The organism is Cupriavidus neocaledonicus, assembly GCF_000372525.1.
GTDB classification, from domain to species: Bacteria; Pseudomonadota; Gammaproteobacteria; order Burkholderiales; family Burkholderiaceae; genus Cupriavidus; species Cupriavidus neocaledonicus.
In genome coordinates this window covers 99426-122266 of sequence record NZ_AQUR01000097.1, presented here as the reverse complement: position 1 = coordinate 122266, position 22841 = coordinate 99426, and the positions used below count along the sequence as shown (strand labels likewise).

Below are 22841 nucleotides of genomic sequence, written 5' to 3'. Positions count from 1 at the left end.
CCGTGGATCAGCGGTGGGAAAGCGATTGCGCGGTGCGCAGGCGGGTGTGGCCTGGACCTGTCGTCATGTGGCGATCATGCGCACACACTGCCGACATGGGATTGACTGGCATCAAACGAAGCGGGCAGGCTCGCGGCGGCCTGGTCGCGCAGGGCCAGGATAAAGCCGCCGATCTGCGCGATATCGTCCAGCGCCATGCATGGCAGCACGGTATCCATGCGAGCGTCGGTGGCCAGCGCGATGATCGACGGATCGCCCGGATAGTAGGGCGCGCGCCCGTGCGCGGGCCGGTAGACCTCGATGCGCGGGATCGCCTCGCGCCGGAAGCCCTCCACCAGCGTGAGATCGGCCGGACGCAGGCGCGCGACCTGTTCGGCCAGCGTCGGCTCGGCCTCGTCGGCCAGCTCGCGCACAATGGCGTAGCGATAGGGCGAGGCCACCATCACCTCGGCCGCGCCCGCCGCGCGGAAGCGCGCGCTGTCCTTGCCCGGCGGCTCGAGCTCGAGCGGATGGTGGCTGTGCTTGACCACGTTGACGGTCAGGCCCCGTGCGCGGAACCACGGCAGCAGCGCCGTGATCAGGCTGGTCTTGCCGCTGCCGGAGGTGCCGGTGATGCCAAGGGTGAAGGGTTGCATGGGGTCAGCCTTCGCAGGGTTGTGATTGAGCCGGCAGCGGGCACACCAGCGGCAGGAAGCTGTCAGCGCGCTGTGAATAGGCCAGCAGCGCGCCGGCCTGGAGATCAAAGTACCAGCCGTGCAGCGTCAGCCTTCCTGCTTCCAGCGCACGCCGCACGAACGGGAAGGTCTGCAGGTTGCGCAGCGACACCAGGATCGCCGCCTGTTCGCAGGCGCGCTGGCGCTGCGCGGCGCTGGCCGTTGCCAGGGTTTCCTCCACCTGCCGGCGCGCCGGTGCGGCAATGCGTACCCAGGCGCCGAGGTAGTCCGGATCCTCGCCGTCTTCGGGCGGATGGTCGCAGGCATCGGCCGGCTGCGCCAGCAGCGCCCGGATGCCGCCGCAGCCGCCGTGGCCCATCACGATGATGCGGGCCACGCGCAGCTGCTGCACCGCGAACTGGATCACCGCCGACACGCCATGCAGGCTGCCTTCGTGGCGGCCGGTGCAGGGCGGCACCAGGTTGCCGATATTGCGCACGGTAAACAGCTCGCCCGGGTCGCAGCCGAGCAGCAGGCCGGGGTCGACGCGCGAGTCGCTGCAGCCGATCAGCAGCGTCGGCGGACGCTGGCCGGTGCGCAGGGTGTCGAACAGCCCGGGCTCGTCGTCGAAATAGCGTTGCTGGAAGCGTTCGAAACCCTTGAGCAGATGTTCGATGTGATGCACGGCCGCCTCCGCTCGCTACTGCACCAGCGGGCTGTCGGCGCCCTCGAGCTCGATGCCGTCGATGCGCGCGCGGCCGATCAGCAGGCTGGCGTACTGCTTCCAGGCGCGGTCGCGCGCCGCCTCGCTGAGGGCGCGCGCAATCTCGCCGTGCACCGCCTCGAACGCCAGGCGCGTGCCGGGGCAACGTTCGAGGATGCGCACGATATGCAAGCCATAACGGGTTTCAAGCAGCTGCGGCAGCACGCCGTCGTGCTGGGCCGCGAACAGGGCGCGCTCGAACTCCGGCGCGGTCTCGCCGCGGAACACGCGGCCCAGCCGGCCGCCGTTGGCGCCGCTGGGGCAGTTGGACAGCGCGCTGGCATGATGCGCAAAGCTCGCGGGATCGCCGCGCACCAGTGCCAGCGTCTGCGCGGCGATCTCGCGCAACGCGTCCAGCGGCACCCGCGGCGTGACCTGGAACAGGATGTGGTCGGCTTCCACCCATTCGCCTTCGCGGAAACGCTCGGGGTGGTTGTCGTAGTGGCGTCGGCAGCTGGCTTCGTCGGCGTCGGGCGTGGCGGCCTCGCGCGCCAGCAGCGCCCGCGCCAGCGCGTCGTCGTCCATGGCCTCGGCGTCCAGGCCGGTGCGTTCGGCTTCACTGCGCAACAGCAGGCGCAGGATCGCCGAGATGGTGGCCATCCGCGCCGGGTTGGCGGCGTCGTGATGGTGGTCCAGTTCGCGCTCGATATCGGCGTCGCGCAGTTCCACGCCATTGACGGTGACAGGCATCGGATTCTCCTTGTCGGGTTGAGCGTTCAGCGGCTGCGCACCAGCTGCCAGGCACGGCCCAGGTAGCCGAGCGAGGCAAAGCCGCTCCACACATGCACCAGCCGCGTGAACGGGAAGATCACGAACAGGGTCATGCCCATGAACAGGTGCGCCTTGAACAGCAGCGGCGCGTCGGCGATATAGCTGGCGGCGTCGCCGCGCAGCGTGACGAGGTGCTGCGCCCAGGTCATCAGTTGCACCATCATGTGGCCGTCCATGTGGCCGGCCGATTCAAAGATGGTGGACAGGCCCAGCAGCAGCGTCACCAGCAGCCACAGCAGCAGCACCTTGTCGCCGGTGCGGGTCACGGCGGACACGCGGGCGTTGGTCAGCCGGCGGTGCAGCAGGATCAGCAGGCCGGCCAGGCACATGGTGCCCATCACGCCGCCGGCGGCCATCGCCACGCCTTGCTTGAAGCCGTGCGAGACGCCCAGCGCGTCCCACACCGCCACGGGCGTCAGCAGGCCCACCAGGTGCCCGAAGAACAGGCCCAGGATGCCGACGTGGAACAGGATGTTGCCCATGCGCAGGTTGCCGCGATAGAGCACTTGCGAACTGTCGGTCTTCCACGTGTACTGCTCGCGCTCGAAGCGGGCCAGGCTGCCGAACAGGAAGATGGCAAGCGCGATGTACGGATAGATGCCGAAAAGGAATTGGTGGAGGGTAGCCATGGTGTGTTAGCTCGGTAAGTGGACGGCAAGGCTGGGTGTTGGATTGCGTCGGTGGAGCTTGCTTTGCTGTCTTGATCTGCCAACTGTTTTCCCCTCTCCCCTCAGGGGAGAGGGTAGGGTGAGGGGTGGTTTAAGCACTGGCGCTTCGTCGAAGCTCCCGCCCTCACCCCCGCCCCTCTCCCGCAGGCGGGAGAGGGGAGAAAACAGGAGGTCGGCCAACATTTCAGCAAGGCACCGGCACAGGCGCCGGCGCCGTGCCGCGCGGATAGAACTTCACCGCCTGCGGCCCGGTCGGCGGCGCCAGCAGCGGCTCCACGCCATCGGCGCCCGGACCGAAGGTTTCCAGCGCCTCGTCCATGTCCCGCACCGGCGGCTCCTGCTGCGGTTGCGGCTGCACGTCGGTGAGCGTGCGCAGCACCGCGAACACGCTGGCGTATGGGCTCTGGTTGCGCGCGAGCCGGTCGCCGATCGCGGCCAGCACGTGGATGGCTTCGCCCAGCAGCCGTTCGGCGCGTGCCTCGCTGCCGTCCGCCGCAAGCGCGCCGAGGAACTCCAGGAACAGCGGCACATAGTCGGGCAGTTCGGACGCCACGGGCTCGAAGCCCGCGCGCCGGTATTCGTCGATCAGGTCGACCATGGCCTGGCCGCGGTCGCGGCTTTCGCCGTGCACATGCTCGAACAGGTGCAGCGAGTGCGACGGGTTGCGGTCGAAGGTGGCGACATAGTTTTCCTGCAGCCCGATCAGCGTCTCGCCGCACAGCATGCCGGTCACTGGCGCCAGCAGGCGGCGCGCCTGGGGCCATTCGGCCAGTGCGGCATCGATCTCGGGCAGCGCGTCGAGCAGTTCCTGCTCGGGATAGCCGAGCAGCGCGCTGAGGATGGGATAGAGGGGCATGTTGTTCTCCGGTTCGTTCGTGGGCGCTCAGCTCATCACGGGCTTCTTGCGCGACCGGGGCATGTCGACGAAATGCACGCTGCCCTGCGGCTTCTTGCCGAACAGCGCGCCATCCGAGGTGCCGCCCGAGCAGCCGTTGCCGAACGTGAAGCCGCAGCTGGCCTTGTCGTTGAAGCTGTCCTCGACCATTTCCTTGTGCGAGGACGGGATCACGAAGCGGTCTTCGTAGTTGGCGATGGCCATGGTCTTGTACATGTCCTCGACTTGCGCGGGCGTCAGGCCCACCTGCTTCAGGACATCGAGGTCCTGCACGCCGTCGACCACCTGCGAGCGCTTGTAGGCGCGCATCGCCAGCATGCGGTCCAGCGCCGACAGCACCGGCATCACGTCGCCCGCGGTCAGCAGGTTGGCCAGGTACTTGACCGGGATGCGCAGGCTCTTGACGTCCGGGATGATGCCGTTCATGCCCATGTGGCCGGCCTCGGCCGCCGACTGGATCGGCGACAGCGGCGGGACGTACCAGACCATCGGCAGCGTGCGGTACTCCGGGTGCAGCGGGAACGCGATCTTCCACTCGCACGCCATCTTGTAGACCGGCGACTTGCGCGCGGCATCGAGCCAGCCTTGCGGAATCCCCTGGCGCAGCGCTTCGGCCTGTACCTTGGGGTCGTGCGGATCGAGGAACACGTCGAGCTGCGACTGGTACAGGTCGCGCTCGTCGGCCACCGACGCGGCCTGCCCGATACGGTCGGCGTCGTACAGCATCACGCCTAGGTAGCGGATGCGGCCGACGCAGGTTTCGGAGCAGACCGTAGGCTGGCCAGCCTCGATGCGCGGATAGCAGAACAGGCATTTCTCGGCCTTGCCGCTCTGCCAGTTGAAATAGATCTTCTTGTACGGGCAGCCCGAGATGCACATGCGCCAGCCGCGGCACTTGTCCTGGTCGACCAGCACGATGCCGTCGTCCTCGCGCTTGTAGATCGAGCCCGACGGGCACGAGGCCACGCAGGCCGGGTTCAGGCAGTGCTCGCACAGGCGCGGCAGGTACATCATGAAGGTGTTCTCGAAGGTCGAGTACATCTCCTTCTGCACGTCGTCGAAGAGCTTGTCGCGGCCGCGCGAGCTGAACTCTCCGCCGAGGTCGTCCTCCCAGTTCGGGCCCCACTCGATCTTCTCCATCTTGCGGCCGGTCAGCACCGAGACCGGGCGCGCGGTCGGCGGCGTCTGCGAAAGCGGCGCCTTCTGCAGGTGTTCATAGTCGTAGGTGAAGGGCTCGTAGTATTCGTCGATCGCCGGCAGGTTCGGATTGGCAAACAAGTTCGCCAGGATCTTCAGCTTGCCGCCCTGGCGCGGCTCCAGCGTGCCGTCGGCATTGCGCTTCCAGCCGCCCTGCCACTTGTCCTGGTTTTCCCATTCCCTGGGATAGCCGATGCCGGGCTTGGTCTCGACGTTGTTGAACCACGCGTACTCGACGCCGTCGCGGCTGGTCCAGACGTTCTTGCAGGTCACGGAGCAGGTATGGCAGCCGATGCACTTGTCGAGGTTCAGTACCATGGCCACCTGGGCGCGGATCTTCATTGCGTTGCTCCTTCCTTGTTGGTTTCCACCAGCGGCCCTTCCAGCCAGTCGACCTTCTTCATCTTGCGCAGGATCACGAACTCATCGCGGTTGCTGCCCACGGTGCCGTAGTAGTTGAAGCCGTAGGCCAGCTGCGCGTACCCGCCGATCATGTGCGTGGGCTTGGTCACGGCGCGCGTGACCGAGTTATGGATGCCGCCGCGCATGCCGCTGGTCTCGGCACCCGGCACGTTCACGATCTTTTCCTGGGCGTGGTACATCAGGCACATACCCTTGGGCACGCGCTGCGACACCACCACCCGAGCGGTCAGCGTGCCGTTGACGTTGAACACCTCGACCCAGTCGTTGTCGCGGATGCCGTTGGCCTTGGCCTCGGCTTCCGAGATCCACACGTGCGGGCCGCCGCGCGACAGCGTCAGCATGCGCAGGTTGTCCGAGTAGGTGGAGTGAATCCCCCACTTCTGGTGCGGCGTGATCCAGTTCAGCACCAGCTCCGGGTTGCCGTTGGGCTTCCTGCCCAGCATCGGCGCCACGGTCTTGGTGTCGATGGCCGGCTTGTACACGCACGCGCCCTCGCCGAAGTCCAGCATCCAGCGATGGTCCTGCCAGAACTGCTGGCGGCCGGTCAGCGTGCGCCAGGGGATCAGCTCGTGCACGTTGGTGTAGCCGGCGTTGTAGCTGACCTCTTCCGATTCCAGCCCCGACCATGTCGGCGCTGAGATGATCTTGCGCGGCTGCGCCTGCACGTCGCGAAAGCGGATCTTGTCGTGCTCGCGCCCTTCGGCCAGGTGGGTGTGGTCGCGGCCGGTGATCTTCGACAGCGCTTCCCATGCCTTGACGGCGACGTGGCCGTTGGTTTCCGGGGCGAAGGTCAGGATCATCTCGGCGGCGTCGATCGCGGTCTCCAGCTTCGGGCGGCCCTGGCTCACGCCGGGCTCCGTCACCGTGTGGCTGAGCTCGCCGATTTCGTTCACCTCGTGCTGGGTGTTCCAGTTGATGCCCTTGCCGCCGTTGCCGAGCTTGTCGAGCAGCGGGCCGATCGAGGTGAATTTCTTGTAGATATCGGCGTAGTTGCGCTCGACCACCGTCATCGACGGCGCGGTCTTGCCGGGGATCAGGTCGCACTCGCCGGCCTTCCAGTCCCTGGGCTCGAACGGCTGGCCCAGTTCGCCGGGGGTGTCGTGCAGCAGGGGCGTGCAGACCAGGTCCTTGCGCGTGCCCAGGTAGGGACCGGCGATCTCGCTGAACTTCTTCGCGATGGCCTTGTAGATTTCCCAGTCGGTCTTGCTTTCCCACAGCGGCTGCACGGCTTCGGACAGCGGGTGGATAAAGGGGTGCATGTCGGACGTGTTGAGGTCGTCCTTCTCGTACCAGGTGGCGGTCGGCAGCACGATGTCGCCGTACAGGCAGGTGGTGCTCATGCGGAAGTCCAGCACGGTCAGCAGGTCGAGCTTGCCTTCGGCGGCCGGGCGTACGTTGACTTCGCTCGGCCTGATCGCATCGTTCTCGTCGCCGAACACGGCGTTCTGCGTGCCGAGCAGGTACTTCAGGAAATACTCATGGCCCTTGCCCGAGCTGCCCAGGATATTGGAGCGCCACACGAACATGTTGCGCGGGAAGTTGGCCGGGTTGTCGGGATCGTCGCAGGCGAATTGCAGCGCGCCCGACTTCAGTTGCTCGACGGTATAGGCCACCGGATCCTTGCCGGCCTGCTCGGCCGCATCGACCACGTCGAGCGGATTGGTGCCGAGCTGCGGCGCCGAAGGCAGCCAGCCCATGCGCTCGGACTTCGCGTTCAGGTCGAGCAGCGACAGGCCGTCGTAGCGCCTGCGGTCGGCGGTCGGCGACAGGATCTCGTCGACGGCCAGCTTCTCGTGGCGCCACTGGCTGGTGTGGTTGTAGAAGAACGAGGTGCCGTTCATCTGGCGTGGCGGGCGCGACCAGTCCAGGCCGAATGCCAGCGGGGCCCAGCCGAACTGCGGACGCAGCTTTTCCTGGCCGACATAGTGGGCCCAGCCGCCGCCGCTCTTGCCGATGCAGCCGCACATCATCAGCAGGTTGATGATGCCGCGGTAGATCATGTCGTTGTGGTACCAGTGGTTCAGCGCGGCACCGACGATCACCATGCTCTTGCCCTGCGTGCGGTCGGCGTTGTCGGCGAACTCGCGCGCCACCTGTATCACCAGGCGCGCCGGCACGGAGGTGTGCTTCTCCTGCCAGGCAGGGGTGTAGGGCACGTCGTCCTCATACGACGACGCCACGTTGGGGCCGCCCAGGCCCTGGTCGACACCGTAGTTGGCCATCTGGAGGTCGTACACGGTCGCCACCAGCGCGGTGCTGCCGTCGGCCAGCGTGAGGCGGCGCGCCGGCACGCGGCGGCGCAGCAGTTCGTCGTGTTCGCCGCCGAAATAGGGGAAGCCGACCTCGACCACTTCGTCGCCGTGGCCGAGCAGCGACAAGCGCGGCTCGACCGCGCGGCCGCTGCCGCCGTCCTTCATCTCCAGGTTCCAGCGGCCCACCTTTGCCCCGTCGTTGTGCGCAGCCTCGCCCCAGCGGAAGCCGATCGAGCCGTTGGGCGCGACGATCTCGCCGGTGGCGTCGTCGACCAGCAGCGTCTTCCATTCCGGATGGTTGGCTTCGCCGAGGTTGTTGGCCAGGTGCGAGGCACGCAGGAAGTGGTCGGGCACCAGCGTGCCGCCGTGCTCGCGCAGCAGCACCAGCATCGGCATGTCGGTGTACTGCTTCACGTAGTCGCGGAAGTAGGCGGACTTGCCGCTGGCGTGGAATTCCTTGAGCACCACGTGGCCCATCGCCATTGCCAGCGCGGCATCGGTGCCTTGCTTCGGCGCCAGCCAGATATCGCCGAACTTGACCATCTCGCCGAAGTCGGACGAGACCGCGACGGTCTTGGTGCCCTTGTAGCGCACCTCGGTGTAGAAGTGGGCGTCGGGCGTGCGCGTCTGTGGCACGTTCGAGCCCCACACCATCAGGTAGGTGGAGTTGTACCAGTCGGCGGATTCGGGCACGTCGGTCTGCTCGCCCCAGATCTGCGGGCTGGCCGGCGGCAGGTCGCAGTACCAGTCATAGAACGACAGGCAGGCGCCGCCGAGCAGGCTCAGGTAGCGCGCGCCCGCGGCGTACGACACCATCGACATCGCCGGGATCGGCGAGAAGCCGATGACGCGGTCGGGGCCGAATGTCTTCACGGTGAAGGCGTTGGCCGCGGCGATCATCTCGGTGGCGGTGTTCCAGTCGGCACGGACGAAGCCGCCCTGGCCGCGCACGCTCTTGTAGCGCGCCGCCTTCTCCGGATCCTGGCTGATCGATTCCCAGGCGGCGATGGGATCCATGGTCTTGCGGGCCTCGCGCCACATCTCCATCAGGCGGCCGCGGATCATCGGGTACTTGACGCGCTGCGCGGAGTAGACGTACCAGCTGTACGACGCGCCGCGCGGACAGCCGCGGGGCTCGTGGTTGGGCAGGTCCGGGCGCGTGCGCGGGTAGTCGGTCTGCTGCGTTTCCCAGGTGATCAGGCCGTTCTTGACGTAGACCTTCCAGGAGCAGGAGCCGGTGCAGTTCACGCCGTGGGTGGAGCGCACGATCTTGTCGTGCTGCCAGCGGCTGCGGTAGCCGTCTTCCCACTTGCGGTCTTCGTTCACCACCTCGCCGTGGCCGTCCGCATAGGTTGACTTGACGCGCGACATGAACTTCAGTCGATCCAGGAAATGACTCATTTGCTTGTTCTCCGCGAGGCTTTGCTGCGGCGCTCCGCGGCTTGCGGGAGCGTTTGCAGGGACACCTTGAGCTTATGGGGGAGCGGGGCGGCAGCCAATTCGCTGGTGGAACAGCCGCCGGATGGCGATCGGGGGAGGTGCCGGCCGCGGGACTAGTTCCGAAGAACTAGTCCGGCCGGCAAGGGGTTCAGCAGGGCATGGGGGCGTTGCGGCGCGCGTAGCACCACCACGTCACCAGCACGCAGCTGACATAGAAGGCGATGAAGCAATACAGCGCGGCGTCGGGCGCGCCGGTCAGCTCCAGCGCGGTGCCGAAGCTCTTGGGGATGAAGAAGCCGCCGTAGGCGCCGATCGCGCCGGAGAAGCCCAGCACCGCGGCGGATTCCTTGCCGGCATCCTGCAGCGCCTGGCGTTGCGCGGCGTCGCCCTTGCCCCTGGCGGCGCGCTGGCGCTCGGTCAGGAAGATCACCGGGATCATGCGGAAGGTCGAGCCGTTGCCGATGCCGGTCAGCGCGAACAGCGCGATGAAGGCAGCGAGGAACCAGGTGAAGTTGCCGCCGGCGCCGTCATGCGGCAGCGCCGCCAGCACGGCGAACACCGCCGCGATCATGCCGATGAAGGTCCACAGCGTAACGCGCGCACCGCCGAGCTTGTCGGAGATCCAGCCGCCCACGGGACGTGTCAGCGCGCCGACCAGCGGCCCCAGGAAGGCATAGGCGGTGGGATTCACGCCGGGGAACTGCGACTTGGTCAGCAGCGCCAGCCCGGCCGAGAAGCCGATGAACGAACCGAAAGTGCCCACGTACAGCCAGCACATCAGCCAGTTGTGCTTGCGCTTGAAGATCACGGCCTGCTCGGCGAACGAGGCCTTCGCATCGGCGATGTCATGCATGCCGAACCACGCGGCCAGCGCCGATACCACGATGAACGGCACCCAGATAAAGCCCGCGTTCTGCAGCCACAGATTGTGCGTGGCGCCGTTGGCCTGGTATTGCTGCGGCTCGCCGCCGAGCGCGCCGAACACCGCCAGCGACACCACCAGCGGCGTGACGAACTGCACCACCGACACGCCCAGGTTGCCGATGCCGGCATTCAGCCCGGTGGCGAGGCCCTTCTTCGCCTTGGGGAAGAAGAAGCTGATATTGGCCATCGACGAGCTGAAGTTGGCGCCGCCCAGGCCGCACAGCAGCGCCAGCACCAGCAGCGTGGGGTAGCCGGTGGACGGGTCGCGCAGCGCGAAGCCCATGCCCAGCGCGGGGATCAGCAGCAGCGCGGTCGAGATCGCGGTGAAGCGGCGCCCGCCGAACACCGGCACCAGGAACGAATAGAAGATGCGCAGCGTGGCGCCCGACAGCGCCGGCAGCGCGGTCAGCCAGAACAGCTGGTTCTTGGTGAACTCGAAGCCGGCGCGGTCGAGGTTGACCGCGACCACGCTCCACAGCATCCAGACCACGAAGGCCAGCATCAGCGCCGGGATCGAGATCCACAGGTTGCGGTAGGCGATGCGCTCGCCCTCGCTTTGCCAGAAGGCCGCGTTCTCGGGCTCCCAGCGGGTGAGTACGGATGAAGTCATGATCAGTGTGCCTTGATGAAGAATGCGCGGAGGCGCGCGTGGGTCGGTGCCACGGTGCGGTATCAAGCGGGCTGGGTCAGGCCGACGGCGTGGGCCTTGCGCTGGCGTTCGGCGCGGTGGCTGTAGTGCATCCACACCAGGCTCACGCATACCGTGCCGTACATCAGCATGAAGCAGCTGCTGCGGATGCCGGTCAGGTCGGCCAGCATGCCGAACAGGATCGGCAGCACGAACCCGCCCAGCCCGCCTGCCAGGCCCACCACGCCGGAGACGGCGCCGATGTTGTGGGTGAAGTCGTTGGAGATGAACTTGAACACCGAGGCCTTGCCGATGGCGAAGGCAATGCCGACCACGAACAGCAGGATGGTGAATACCGTGGGCGTGAGCGCGATGCGGAATCCCTGCGGTCCGCTGGTGGTCTGGATGATGAAATCAGTCTGCGGATAGCTCAGCAGGAAGAAGCCGACCCAGCTCACCCACATCACCCACCAGGTGGTGCGGTGGGCGCCGTAGCGGTCCGAGATCCAGCCGCCGATCGCGCGCAGCACGCCGCCCGGCAGCGAGAAGCACGCGGCCAGGAAGGCGGCCGTCTTGATGTCGAAGCCGTACTCGCCGATGTAGTACTTGGTCATCCACAGCGACAGGCCGACATAGCCGCCGAACACCACCGAGTAGTACTGCGAGTAGCGCCACACGCGCGGGTCGCGCATCACCGCCAGCTGCTCGCGCCAGCCGACGCTCGACTTGACCATGTGCGCGGGATCGCTGCGCGAGAACATCCAGAACAACAGCGCGGTGGCCAGCATCGCCACCGAATACACGCGCGGCACGATGGTCCAGGTGCCGGCCGCCAGGATCAGCGCCGGCGCGACGAACTTGGTCAGCGCGGCGCCCGAGTTGCCGGCGCCGAAAATGCCCATCGCCAGCCCCTGGCGCGAGCGCGGGAACCAGCGCGCCACGTAGGGCGTGCCCACCGAGAACGAGCCGCCCGCCAGGCCGACGAACAGGCCCAGCACCAGCAGCTGCCACAGCGTGGTCGCATACGAGATCAGCCAGATCGGGACCACGGTGGCCAGCATCAGCACGAAGAACACGATGCGGCCGCCGAAGCGGTCGGTCCACAGCCCCAGCGGCACGCGGATCAGCGAGCCGCTCAGCACCGGGGTGGCCGCGAGCAGGCCGAATTCGGTGTCGTTGAGGCCGAGCTGTTGCTTGAGGGGGATGCCGAGGACGGCGAACAGCATCCAGACGGCAAAGCAGATGGTGAAGGCGAACGTGCTGGACGCCAGCGTGATGGCGGCGCCGGGCGGGATCGGCTCCGGCGCGCGGGATTGGGTGGCCATGGCCATGCTCCTGTGTCGACTTTGGCGGGGGTGATGCCAGAGTAGGGGCGGGCGCTGGTGCTGCCTATTCGCCGGCAGCACAGCGCGCGCGCACGCGTTGACTGCCTTTGGAAGTAGTTCTACCGGGGGAGGTCCCCGGCGCGGTGGCGGTGCTATCGTGGGGACGACATGCGGCGCAGTGTTGGCGCCGCTGCGGCCGACCGTGCGCCGCACCTTCATTGCCTTGCAGACATGGACACCATCCCCATCCTTCCCGCGCGGCGCATGCCGCCCTCCGGCAAGGCCCCGCCGGGCCCGCCGCCACGTGGCTTTGCCCTGTTTGCGCTGGGCTTCCGCCCCTTCTATCTGGGCGGCGCGGTGTTTGCCGCGCTGGCGATCGCGGTGTGGTCGGCAATGCTGGCCGGCGTGCAGGCGTTCGCACCGGCACCGGCGCTGCCGGCGATGTTCTGGCATGCGCACGAGATGGTGTTCGGCTTTGCCGCGGCGATCGTGGTGGGATTCCTGTTCACGGCGGGACGTGCCTGGACCGGCCAGCCCACGCCGACCGGCGCGGCGCTGGCCGTGCTGTTCGGGCTGTGGCTGGCCGGACGCGTGGGGCTGTGGGTGGTGCCGGGCACCGTGGCCTTCGCCGTCGAAGCCGCGTTCCTGCCGCTGGCGGCGCTGGCCTTCACGCGCACGCTGGTGCGCGGCGGCAATCGCCGCAACTATCCGCTGGCGCTCGCGCTATGGCTGCTGGGGCTGGCCGATATCGCCAGCCTGTGGCTGCAGGCGCGCGGCCATGACGCGGGCGCGATGCTGGCGTGCCGCGCCGGCGTGGCGCTGGTGACGCTGTTCGTGGTGGTGATCGGCGGGCGCGTGATTCCGATGTTCACCACCAATGCGATTCCCGGCTTCCGGCTGCGCCAGTACCGGCAAGTGGATCGCCTGGTGATTCCCGCTGCGGTGCCGGGGCTGGCGGCCGGGCTGCTGCCGCTGCCGGGATGGCTGGCTGCGGCGCTGTCGCTGCTGGCCGCGCTGGTGCTGGGCGCGCGCGTAGCGGGGTGGCGCGGTCATGCGGTCGGCAACCGGCCGATCCTGTGGGTGCTGCACCTGGCCTATGCGTGGCTGCCGCTGGCGCTGCTGCTGCAGGCGTTCGGTGCGCTCGGACTGGCGATGGCCGGGCTGGCGACGCACGCATTCACGGTGGGCGTGCTGGGCGTGGCCATCATCGCCATGATCACCCGCACCGCGCTGGGCCACACCGGCCGCATGCTGGTGGCCGGCCGAGCCGAGACCGCGGCGTACTGGCTGGTGGCCGCGGCGGCGGTGTTGCGGGTGTTCGGGCCGATGGCCTGGCCCGCCGGCTACCTGCACTGGGCCTGGGGCGCGGGCGCGTGCTGGGTGGCGGGCTTCGGGCTTTATGCGCTGACGTATGCGCCGCGGCTGGCGCGTCCGCGCGTGGACGGCAAGCCGGGCTGACGAGATTGCGCGGGCGCGTCAGGGGCAGGCCTGCGCCATGGGCGCGCGGGTGTGCGCGCCTTGTTCCAGCTTCACGCTCAGCCACGCCACCGCCAGCGCCGCCATCGGCGCCAGTGCCGCCACCCAGGGCAGTGCCGTCAGTCCCGGGCCGTGATCGACCACCACCCCGCCCATCCACGCGCCCAGGCCGTTGCCCAGGTTGAACGCGGCGATATTGAAGCTAGAGGCCAGGTTCTCGCCGGCGCCGTGGGCGTGGCGCAGCACGCGCAGCTGCAGCGGCGACACCGTGGCAAAGGCCGCGACGCCCAGGATGCCGACGAAGGCCACCCCCAGCACCTGGCTGTGGATGGCCAGCGTCATCGCCGCCAGCACCAGTGTCAGCGCCGCCAGCGTGGCCAGCACCGCGCGCGTCGGGGCGCGGTCGGCAAAGCGGCCGCCCAGCACGTTGCCGACGATCATGCCGGCGCCGAACAGCAGCAGGATCGGCGATACCGCCGCCTCGCCAAAGCCGGACACGCGCGTCAGCAGCGGCTGCACATAGGTGATCACGGCGAAGATGCCCATCGACTGCAGCACTGTCATCAACAGCCCCAGCAGTACCTGCGGGCGGCCGATGGTGGCCAGCTCGTCGCGCAGCGCCACGCGCGCGCCGTGGTCCTGGCTCTTCTGCACCAGCAGCGCGATCACCGCCAGCGACAGCAGGCCGACCAGCGTCATGGCCCAGAAGGTCGAGCGCCAGCCCAGGTGCAGGCCCAGCCAGGCGCCGGCGGGCATGCCCAGCAGCGTGGCCAGGGTCAGGCCCGAGAACATCACCGAAATTGCCGAGGCGCGGCGGTCCTCGGGCACCAGCCCGGTGGCGACCACGGCGCCGACGCCGAAGAAAGTGCCATGCGTGAGCGAGGTCAGCACGCGCGCGATCATCAGCGTGGTGTAGTCGGGCGCCAGCGCGCAGGCGGCATTGCCCACGGTATAGATCACCATCAGCGCCAGCAGCACCGCCTTGCGCGGCATGCGGCGCGTCAGCAGCGTCAGCACCGGTGCGCCGGCGAACACGCCGAGTGCGTAGCCGGACACCAGCATGCCGGCGGCGGCGATGGTCACCTGCAGGTCGGCGGCAACCTGCAGCAGCAGGCCCATGATCACGAATTCGGCGCAGCCGATGCCGAAGGAACCGGCCGTCAGCGCGTACAACGCCATCGGCAGCCGGGGCCGGGCGGCAGCGGCGCGGGGGGAAGGGGAGGAAGCCATGGTCGGAAAGGGGCGCAAGAGAGGACGAAGCCCGCAGTCTGGCCCTTTCCGGCTTCAGCAAAAACCGGCATGATCCATAATCAGTTTCAATAAATTATTGAGAATCATGGACCGGATCGGCGATATCGGCCTGTTTCTGCGCGTGCTCGACCTGGGCTCGATCAGTGCCGCGGCGCGCAGCCTGGACCTGTCGGTGGCGGTGGCCAGCCAGCGGCTGCAGCGTCTGGAACGCGATCTGGGCGTGCGCCTGCTGCATCGCACCACGCGGCGTTTGCACGCCACCCCGGAGGGCGCGGTGCTGGCCGAACAAGGCCGCGCGCTGGTGGACGACCTGGAGGCGCTGGGGGCGTCGCTGCGGCAGGCCGGCACCGGCATCAGCGGCACCTTGCGGGTGACCACGTCGTCGTCGTTCGGGCGGCTCTATGTCTCGCCGCTGCTGCCGGAATTCCTGGCGCGGCACCCGGGGGTATCGCTCAGCGTCAACCTTTCCGACCACGTGCTGGACCTGGTCAGCGCCGGCTTCGACCTGGCGATCCGCATCGGCGCGCTCGACGACTCGGCGCTGGTCGCGCGCCGGCTCGCCAACAACCGGCGGCTGCTGTGCGCCTCGCCCGACTACCTGCGCCGGCGCGGCACGCCGCGCACACCGCAGGACCTGGCGCGGCACGATTGCCTGCTGCTGGTCGGCAGCCAGGGGCGGCAGGATGTGTGGCGGCTGGGCGATGGCGCCGGCGGCGAGATTGCCGTGCGCGTGCGCGGCCGGATCGAAGCCAATACCGGCGAGCTGCTGTCCGACGCGGCGCTGGCGGGCTTTGGCATCGCGCTGCATTCGGCCTGGCATGTCGGCGCCGACCTGCAGGCCGGCCGGCTGGTGCAGGTGTTGCCCGATTATCCGCTGGCCGACACCGGCATCTACGCGGTGATGCCGCAGCGGCGCCTGGTGCCGCCGCGCGTGCGTGCCTTCGTCGATTTCCTGGCTGAACGCTTTGGCGAACACCCGCCGTGGGAACGGCTCCGCGGCGGGTGAGCCAGCCCCGCGCTACGCCGCCGGCTGCGGCGCGGCCGTGGCGTGGCGCCGGTAGTCGCCCGGCGTCATGCCGGTCCAGCGGCGGAACGCGCGGAAGAACGAGTTGGCATCGTCGAAGCCGAGCCGGAACGCGATCTCGCCCAGCGACAGCGTGCCTTCGCTCAGGTAGTGCCCGGCCAGCTCGCGCCGCGCGTCTTCGCACAGCGTGCGGAAGCTGGTGCCGGCGGCCATCAGCCGGCGCTGCAGCGTGCGCTCGCTGATGTCGAGGTGGCGCGCCACCGCGGCCAGGCTCAGGGCGCGGTCGCCGGCCAGCTGCTGCAGGGCGCTGCGCACATCGTAGAGCGAGGCCGTGGCCGGCCGCAGGTCGCGGCTGGCGAGAGGCGCCGAGGGGCTGGAGCGGTCGCGGGCCATCAGCCGCAGCGCCAGGTCGCGGCGGCCGAACACGATCGCATCTTCGGGCTCGCCAAAGCGCACCGGGCAGTCGAAGGCCTCGGTATAGCGCAGGTGCCAGGCCGGGCGGCCGATGCGCAGCGAGACCCGCAGCGGATGCAGCGGCTTGCGCGTGAAGCGCCGGCCGAAGGCCAGCAGCGAGCACAGCTCCATGTCGATGCGCGGCCGGCTGTCGGGCCCCTCAGGATCGCTCGGGCGGATGCAGACCCAGGCTTCGTCGCCCTGGCGGCGCAGCTCGACGCGGTCGCCGGCCAGCAGCTTCTGGTAGCGCGCGATGCGCCGCAGGGCCGTGCCCAGTGACGGGCCGGCCATGGCGGGCAGGCCGGCAAGGCCGAGCAGGTCGGGTGGCATCCGGCTGCCCAGCCACAGGCCGATGGCGGGATCGCCGGTGGCGTGATAGACGGCCAGCAGCAGGTGGATGGCCTGTTGCGGGTCGGCCGCATGCGCGGCGGGTTGGTGGTCGCAGGGGTCGGAGTCGGTGTCGGATTCCGGGGCAGGCGCGAGTGCCGATACGTCGTAACCGCCTTCACGCAGCGCGTGCAGCAGGTCACGAGGCAACGGCCCGGCCTGGATAGGCTCTTGTTGTGGCATCGTCGTTTTCTGGCTGGCAAGGTGGCGCAATCGCGCCAGTGCAGCCCCCGGTACGAAAGAGATTACGCGGTGGCGATGGCCCCTTCAAGGGCATGGGGCGGCGGGAAGTGTGTGCCAGGCAGCTTAACGGGCGCCTGGGGGCGCGTGAGGGATGCCAGCCGGGGTGGGAAGGCCGCGTCGCTGCTGGCCTGGCGGGCCGATGCAACCTGTTGCCTAAATTTTGGGCAGTCCGGTGCGGTGGCGCACAGACCGGGGTTTTCGGACAGGGGACGGCAGGATATCCACAGATTCTGTGGATATCACGTCGGAGTTTTCAACATGGGTTTGTGCGGCTGCCGGCGGGTGTGGGAAGCGGGTATGCTGGGCCGTTCTGACGCCGTTGGTGCCGCTGGTGCGGGTCTGCCTCTGCGCGATCCGGGGCTCATCCCGGTGCCATCGTTCGTCATCATGGTGCCAACGCCGCACACGTCGCCGCCGGCAGCCGGCATCTTTCTTCTATCGCGACTCCGCCGCCATGCGCCATGACCGGTCGTTGGCCGTCCCGCCCCGCCTTGCCGTGTTGCCGATGCTTGCCGCCGCCGTGGCGATGTCGGGTTGTGTAGCGCAATACCGGGTGCCTGACGGTGCGCCGTCCGCCAGCGTGCGGCTGGTGACCAGCACCGACGACAACACCGCGTTCACCGTCGTCGATCCGGCCAGATGCCCGGATCCGGCCCGGCCGCTGGTGCTGGCCGGGACGGGCAGGCAGTTGTCGGCGATGGGCAGGGAGCGCGGCCTGGACATGGCCGGGCGTTCGCCGGAGCCGGCCGCGCGCACGCGCGAAAGGCTGGTCGAGGCGGGCCGGCGCATCTATGTGGCGGTGACTTCGGCGGCCGCGCCGCCGCTGCCCGAGATGCGCTGCGCCGCGGGCGTGTCGTTCGTGCCGGTGGCCGGCGCGCAGTATGAGATCCGCTACCAGCGGGACGAGACCGCCAGCCAGTGTTCGGCGCGGATTCTGCGCCTGCAGCCGCTGGCCGACGGCGGCGCGCGCCTGACGGCGGAGCCGACGCAGCAGGGTTTCAGGGCGCTGCGCAAGGATTATGTCTGCCAGGCGTTGTGAAACCCGTCCGGCCCCCCCGGGCTACGGACGGATTCGCGGGGCAGCGGGGAACCGGATTGGCCCGCTGGGATCCGGCGGCAGGACTGCTTTACTGCTCGATCAGGAAGCGCTCGGGACGCTTGCCCAGCCAGGCCGGTGCACGGCCGCGGCCGGACCAGGTCTTGCCGGTCTTGGGGTCCATGTACTTCGGGGGCAGGGCGGCGGCAGTCTTGCGCGGGCTGCTGCCGGCGGGACGGCCACGCTTGCGCCGGGGCAGGATGTCTTCCGCGGTCAGGCCATATTCGGTCATCAGTTCGCGGATTTTATCGATCACGCCCGCCACTTCGGTTGCGCGCACTTCATTCAGCTTGGCTTCCAGCGCTTCCTTCTCAGCCAGGAGTTGCTTGTATGTCGCCATTTATATCCCCTTTCTGCAATTAGGCCGCTGCATGGTACTAGAAATTCAGGTGATCGAGCACCTGAAAAAATTTTACAAAAAATAACGCAGATTGCACGGACAGATTGTCGGGGCGCTGGTCGGCATCATTTTCATGCCGAATGCGGGAGCGATTGCCGCCACCATGGCCACGACATGGGCCCGGCCAATGATGGTTTTGCTGTGCCGGGTTGCCATTTTTCTTGCCCTCATTCAGGGCCAATCGAAATACGCGCGCCGCTCCGCTATAGCGCCTAGACTGTTTGTCTGCGCCCCGCGCAGTGCCACGTCACGACTACCGGAGCCCCCCATGAGTCAGCAGATCTTTGTCAATTTACCCGTACGCGACCTGCAAAAGTCGATTGCCTTCTTTACCCAGCTGGGCTTTTCCTTCAATCCGCAATTTACCGACGATACCGCGACCTGCATGATCGTCGGCGAGAACATTTTTGTGATGCTGCTCACTGAAGCCAAGTTCCGCAGCTTCTCGCCCAATGACATCTGCGATGCGCGCAAAGCCACCGAAGTGCTGGTTTGCCTGTCGATGGAAACCCGGGCCCGCGTCGATGAAATGGTCAATGCCGCGGTGCTGGCGGGCGGCAATACCTACAAGCCGCCAATGGACCTGGGCTTTATGTATGGCCATGGCTTCCAGGACCTGGACGGCCATGTCTGGGAACTGGTGTATATGGATATGGCGGCAATGCAGGCGTCGCAGTGAACGCGCCATCGCGCCGGACCAGGACCAAAAAAAAACAGCCCGGGAAAGCAGGAAGCCCGGGCTTGAAATCCACCTGGATCGCGGTGGAGGAGACATCTGGTTGTCAGCGTCCCGGCATCACCCGGGACGCGGTGAGGCAAGGGTGGCGTCAGATCGCCCAGCCGCCGGCGTAGAACGCCGCCAGCACCACCGCGATCGCCACGGTACCGAGATTGAGCTTGCGCCATTCGCCGGCCACGATGCGGCCCACCACCAGGGTGCAGAAGCCGAGCATGATGCCGGTGACGATATTGCAGGTCAGCACGATGAACACGGCGCAGACCAGGCCGGCCAGTGCATCGACCAGGTCGTCCATGTGCAGGCGGCTGACGCTCGACAGCATCAGCAGGCCGACGTACATCAGCGCGGGCGCGGTGGCGTACGACGGCACCAGCGCGGCCAGCGGCGAGAAGAACATCACCGCCACGAACAGCAGGCCCACCACCACCGCGGTCAGGCCGGTCTTGGCGCCGGCGGCGACGCCGACGGTCGACTCGATATAGGCCGCGGCCGGGGCGCCGCCGAACATGCCCGAGAAGATCGAGCTGACCGAGTCCGCGGTCAGCGCGCGCCCGCCGTTGTGGATATGGCCGGCGGCATTGAGCTGCCCGGCCTGCCCGGCGACGGCGCGGATGGTGCCGGTGGCGTCGAACACCGCGGTCATCACCAGCGCCAGCACGCTCGGCAGCACCGCGGCCGTCAGCGCGCCACGTACGTCCATGGCGCCGATCAGCGACTCGTGGCCCGGTGCGCTCAGCGACGGCAGCGCGAACACGCCGGTGAACTTCACCGCCGGATCGAAGGCCAGGCCCAGCGCCGAGATGGCGATGATCACCAGCAGGATCCCGCCCGGCACCTTGCGGCGCTCGAGCCCGAAGATCGCGGCCAGGCCCAGCACCGACATCACCACCGGGAACGAGGTGATCTTGCCCAGCGCCACCGGCAGGCCGGCATGCGTGTTCTTGACCACCAGGCCGACTTCATTCGAGGCGATCAGCAGCAGGAACAGGCCGATGCCGATGCCGGTGCCGTGCGCCACGCCGGCCGGCAGGTTGCGCAGGATCCAGCTGCGCACGCCGGTGACCGAGATCGCGGTGAAGATCAGGCCCATCAGGAACACCGCGCCGAGCGCGACCGCCGGCGACAGGCCCTGCCCCAGCACCAGGCCGAAGGCCATGAACGCGGTCAGCGAGATGGCGCAGCCGATGGCGATCGGCAGCTTGGCCCACAGGCCCATCAGCAGCGAGCCGAAGGCCGTGGTCAGGCACACCGCGACAAAGACCGCGCTGGTGTCGAAGCCGGCCTTGCCCAGCATGCCCGGCACGACAAAGACGGCGTAGACCATCGCCATGAAGGTGGTGACCCCGGCCACCACTTCCTGGCGCTGGGTGCTGCCGCGCGCGGTGATCTCGAAGAAGGCATCGAGCCGGCCTTTGACTTGCGGGACATGGGGGGCTTGGTGGGCTTGCGGGCGTGCGGGATCGGCCTCCGCCGCGGACGACGGATAGGGTTGTTCGATCATGATGAGCTGTCTCCTTGCGGGCGCTGCAACGTCCGTCGTGCGGAACGTCGTCAGGCGGTCTCACGTGTTTCTGGTCTGGGCTGGAGGCGGAATCCTGGCCAACCCCGCTGTTATCGGTGTGCCGCTTGTCGGTGCCTTCTGCGGGCGTGATCCGGGCAAGGCTGAAGGCTAGGTGAGGCGGGGCCGGCCATCATCACCGGCGCTCAATGCGCGGCATGTGCGAGGGAGAATATCGAATGTGACTCCGGATCATCTCAGAGTCGCGGAGCCGCTTCAGGTGGCGTTTGCGGCGGCTGCCATTATCAGGCGATGCATATACGGCCTATAGGGAATGACCCGGATCCCCAGTGGTCGACTTCTCTATACTAGGGATAACCCTGAGTTACGCGAGAACCCGGGCCAAATCCCGGCCTGGTGTGCTTCCCGAGACACCAAAACCAATTTCCAAACCGGAAAGGAAAAATCGCCATGCAAGCACTTGCCGACACCCTCTATCGCCAGTCCGCACAGCCCCGGACTGCCAGCCCCGCTGCCGCCGAGCCCGCGCGCGATGTCGCCTATTACGCCCGCATGGGTGGCGGCCAGTCGCTGGCCGCGCGCGTGCGCGCTTACTTTGCGCAGGGCTGGACGCTGTACGCGGCCAATGCCCGCGAGGCGGCGCCGATCCGCTGGCTGTAACGAGCGCCACCATGGCAAAGGTATGGCGGTAAGGCGGTCCAGCCAAGGTGCCGGCTTCCACGGCGAACTCCGTTCTTCGTGCGCTCGCCGGCAACTGCACGGGCACTTGCCGGATCCGTCGTCAAGGTTGATTGTGAACACTGTCTACATGTACTAGACTCGGAAGCATCGTTCACCCGGCCTTCTCGCAGGAGCCAAGATGACGACTTCCCCCATGCCCGAAACGGATACCGGCCCGCTCCGCCTGCTGGTGGCCACCACCAAGGGCGCCTGGTTCCTGACCAGCGACGCCGCGCGCCGCGACTGGCAGATCGAGGGCCCGACCTTCCTCGGCCATACCATCCACCATATCGTGCAGGACCCGCGCGAGCCGTCGCGCCTGCTGATGGCGGCGCGCACCGGCCACCTCGGCCCGACCGTGTTCCGCTCCACCGACGCCGGCCGCAACTGGACCGAGGCGGCGCGCCCGCCCGCCTTCGCCAAGGTGCCGGAGGGCGAGACCGGCCGCGTCGTCGACCATGTGTTCTGGCTCACTCCCGGCCATGCCAGCGAGCCCGGCACCTGGTACGCCGGCACCTCGCCACAGGGCCTGTTCCGCAGCGCCGACCATGGCGCGACCTGGGAGCCGGTGTCGGGCTTCAACGACCACCCGATGTGGCGCGCCTGGACCGGCGGCGAGCAGGACGGCACCCCCGACGGCCCCAAGCTGCATTCCGTGCTGGTCGATCCGCGCGATGCGCGCCACCTGTATATCGGCATGTCCAGCGGCGGCGTGTTCGAGAGCACCGACGCCGGCGCCGACTGGAAGCCGCTGAACCGCGGCAGCCTTGCCAACTTCCTGCCTGATCCCAATCCGGAATACGGGCAGGACCCGCACTGCGTCCTGCAGCATCCCGCCGATCCCGACATCCTCTACCAGCAGAACCACTGCGGCATCTACCGCATGGACCGCCGCGAAGGGGTGTGGCAGCGCATTGGCGCAGCCATGCCGGCCGACGTAGGGGATATCGGCTTTCCGATCGTTGCCCACCGCCGCGACCCGCGCACGGTGTGGGTGTTCCCGATGGACGGCAGCGATGTCTGGCCGCGCGTCAGCCCGGGCGGCCATCCGGCCGCCTATGTCACGCGCGATGCCGGCGAGACGTGGCAGCGCCTGGACCGCGGCCTGCCGTCCGAACAGGGCTGGTTCACGGTCAAGCGCCAGGCCATGGCAGCCGACGGCCACGAACCGGTGGGGGTGTACTTCGGCACCACCGGCGGCGAACTCTGGGCCAGCGCCGACGAGGGCGAGAGCTGGCGCTGCATCGCGCGCAACCTGCCGCAAATCTACGCGGTGAGCGTGGCGCGCCCCGCCTGATGGTGATTGGCCGATCCGGAGATACCCATGCAGATCCGCATCGCGACGCCGCTCTTCTCCTACACCGGACAGCGCGAATATGTCGAAGCCCATGGCGCCAGCATCGGTGAGCTGCTTGACGACCTCGACCGCCAGTTTCCCGGCATGCGCTTTCGCATTGTCGACGAGCAAGGCAAGCTGCGGCCGTATATCCGCGTGTTCGTCAACCGCACCCAGCTGATGCGGCTGGATGCGCCGCTGCAGGAGACCGACGAAGTGCATATCCTGCAGGCGCTGGCGGGCGGGTAGCGAGCGGGT

Annotated in this window: 20 protein-coding genes; 7 read left to right on the top strand and 13 right to left on the bottom strand. The window is 68.1% G+C overall.

Annotated elements, in window-relative coordinates; all coding sequences use genetic code 11:
- Nucleotides 1-74 precede the first annotated feature (74 nt).
- From mobB to A3AG_RS0116290, 9 genes are all read right to left on the bottom strand, one after another.
- Complete coding sequence (mobB, locus tag A3AG_RS0116330; protein ID WP_018006453.1) at nt 75-635, bottom strand: molybdopterin-guanine dinucleotide biosynthesis protein B; 561 nt, start codon at nt 633-635, stop codon at nt 75-77.
- Between the two features lie 4 nt (nt 636-639).
- Nucleotides 640-1338, bottom strand: a complete 699-nt coding sequence (locus A3AG_RS0116325; RefSeq protein WP_018006452.1) for a carbonic anhydrase — start codon at nt 1336-1338, stop codon at nt 640-642.
- Between the two features lie 15 nt (nt 1339-1353).
- A complete protein-coding gene (locus A3AG_RS0116320) occupies nt 1354-2106 on the bottom strand; it encodes a peptidylprolyl isomerase (RefSeq protein WP_018006451.1) in 753 nt (250 codons plus the stop codon).
- 26 nt (nt 2107-2132) lie between these two features.
- The gene (narI, locus tag A3AG_RS0116315; protein ID WP_018006450.1) at nt 2133-2816 is read right to left on the bottom strand and encodes a respiratory nitrate reductase subunit gamma; all 684 of its coding nucleotides are present in this window, start codon (nt 2814-2816) and stop codon (nt 2133-2135) included.
- A 223-nt stretch (nt 2817-3039) separates the two neighbouring features.
- Nucleotides 3040-3711, bottom strand: a complete 672-nt coding sequence (gene narJ / locus A3AG_RS0116310) for a nitrate reductase molybdenum cofactor assembly chaperone (protein ID WP_018006449.1) — start codon at nt 3709-3711, stop codon at nt 3040-3042.
- A gap of 27 nt (nt 3712-3738) precedes the next feature.
- Nucleotides 3739-5289 (bottom strand): nitrate reductase subunit beta, encoded by a 1551-nt coding sequence (narH, locus tag A3AG_RS0116305; RefSeq protein WP_018006448.1) that lies wholly within the window; start codon nt 5287-5289, stop codon nt 3739-3741.
- Complete coding sequence (locus A3AG_RS0116300; RefSeq protein ID WP_018006447.1) at nt 5286-9023, bottom strand: nitrate reductase subunit alpha; 3738 nt, start codon at nt 9021-9023, stop codon at nt 5286-5288. Before A3AG_RS0116300 ends, narH begins: the two co-directional genes overlap by 4 nt.
- 187 nt (nt 9024-9210) lie before the next feature.
- Nucleotides 9211-10596, bottom strand: coding sequence for a NarK family nitrate/nitrite MFS transporter (locus A3AG_RS0116295; protein ID WP_018006446.1), 1386 nt, complete (start codon nt 10594-10596; stop codon nt 9211-9213).
- 62 nt (nt 10597-10658) lie between these two features.
- A complete protein-coding gene (locus A3AG_RS0116290; RefSeq protein ID WP_018006445.1) occupies nt 10659-11939 on the bottom strand; it encodes an MFS transporter in 1281 nt (426 codons plus the stop codon).
- Nucleotides 11940-12170: 231 nt separating this feature from the next.
- Here A3AG_RS0116290 and A3AG_RS0116285 point away from each other — a divergent pair, with 231 nt between their 5' ends.
- Nucleotides 12171-13397, top strand: a complete 1227-nt coding sequence (locus A3AG_RS0116285; RefSeq protein WP_018006444.1) for an NnrS family protein — start codon at nt 12171-12173, stop codon at nt 13395-13397.
- A gap of 18 nt (nt 13398-13415) precedes the next feature.
- On the opposite strand, the gene A3AG_RS0116280 is transcribed toward A3AG_RS0116285, so the two are convergent.
- Nucleotides 13416-14645 carry an MFS transporter gene (locus tag A3AG_RS0116280; RefSeq protein WP_035848982.1) on the bottom strand — a complete coding sequence of 410 codons (1230 nt, stop codon included), beginning with the start codon at nt 14643-14645 and terminating at the stop codon, nt 13416-13418.
- A gap of 106 nt (nt 14646-14751) precedes the next feature.
- Here A3AG_RS0116280 and A3AG_RS0116275 point away from each other — a divergent pair, with 106 nt between their 5' ends.
- Nucleotides 14752-15672, top strand: coding sequence for a LysR family transcriptional regulator (locus A3AG_RS0116275; RefSeq protein ID WP_018006442.1), 921 nt, complete (start codon nt 14752-14754; stop codon nt 15670-15672).
- 12 nt (nt 15673-15684) lie between these two features.
- On the opposite strand, the gene A3AG_RS0116270 is transcribed toward A3AG_RS0116275, so the two are convergent.
- Entirely contained in the window at nt 15685-16713 is a 1029-nt protein-coding gene (locus A3AG_RS0116270; RefSeq protein ID WP_026164233.1) for an AraC family transcriptional regulator, read from the bottom strand.
- A gap of 565 nt (nt 16714-17278) precedes the next feature.
- Here A3AG_RS0116270 and A3AG_RS0116265 point away from each other — a divergent pair.
- Nucleotides 17279-17812, top strand: coding sequence for a hypothetical protein (locus A3AG_RS0116265; protein WP_035848959.1), 534 nt, complete (start codon nt 17279-17281; stop codon nt 17810-17812).
- A gap of 88 nt (nt 17813-17900) precedes the next feature.
- Here A3AG_RS0116265 and A3AG_RS0116260 read toward each other — a convergent pair whose 3' ends face one another.
- On the bottom strand, nt 17901-18209 hold the full coding sequence (locus tag A3AG_RS0116260) for an H-NS histone family protein (protein WP_018006439.1): 309 nt from the start codon (nt 18207-18209) through the stop codon (nt 17901-17903).
- 328 nt (nt 18210-18537) lie between these two features.
- Here A3AG_RS0116260 and A3AG_RS0116255 point away from each other — a divergent pair, with 328 nt between their 5' ends.
- Nucleotides 18538-18948 (top strand): VOC family protein, encoded by a 411-nt coding sequence (locus A3AG_RS0116255; RefSeq protein ID WP_018006438.1) that lies wholly within the window; start codon nt 18538-18540, stop codon nt 18946-18948.
- A 148-nt stretch (nt 18949-19096) separates the two neighbouring features.
- Here A3AG_RS0116255 and A3AG_RS0116250 read toward each other — a convergent pair whose 3' ends face one another.
- Nucleotides 19097-20509, bottom strand: a complete 1413-nt coding sequence (locus A3AG_RS0116250; RefSeq protein WP_018006437.1) for an NCS2 family permease — start codon at nt 20507-20509, stop codon at nt 19097-19099.
- A 468-nt stretch (nt 20510-20977) separates the two neighbouring features.
- Here A3AG_RS0116250 and A3AG_RS0116245 point away from each other — a divergent pair, with 468 nt between their 5' ends.
- The 3 genes from A3AG_RS0116245 (at nt 20978) to A3AG_RS0116235 (ending at nt 22832) form a co-directional block, all read left to right on the top strand.
- Nucleotides 20978-21187 (top strand): hypothetical protein, encoded by a 210-nt coding sequence (locus A3AG_RS0116245; protein ID WP_018006436.1) that lies wholly within the window; start codon nt 20978-20980, stop codon nt 21185-21187.
- Nucleotides 21188-21386: 199 nt separating this feature from the next.
- The gene (locus A3AG_RS0116240; RefSeq protein ID WP_018006435.1) at nt 21387-22544 is read left to right on the top strand and encodes a WD40/YVTN/BNR-like repeat-containing protein; all 1158 of its coding nucleotides are present in this window, start codon (nt 21387-21389) and stop codon (nt 22542-22544) included.
- Nucleotides 22545-22571: 27 nt separating this feature from the next.
- On the top strand, nt 22572-22832 hold the full coding sequence (locus A3AG_RS0116235) for a MoaD/ThiS family protein (protein ID WP_018006434.1): 261 nt from the start codon (nt 22572-22574) through the stop codon (nt 22830-22832).
- Nucleotides 22833-22841 lie beyond the last annotated feature (9 nt).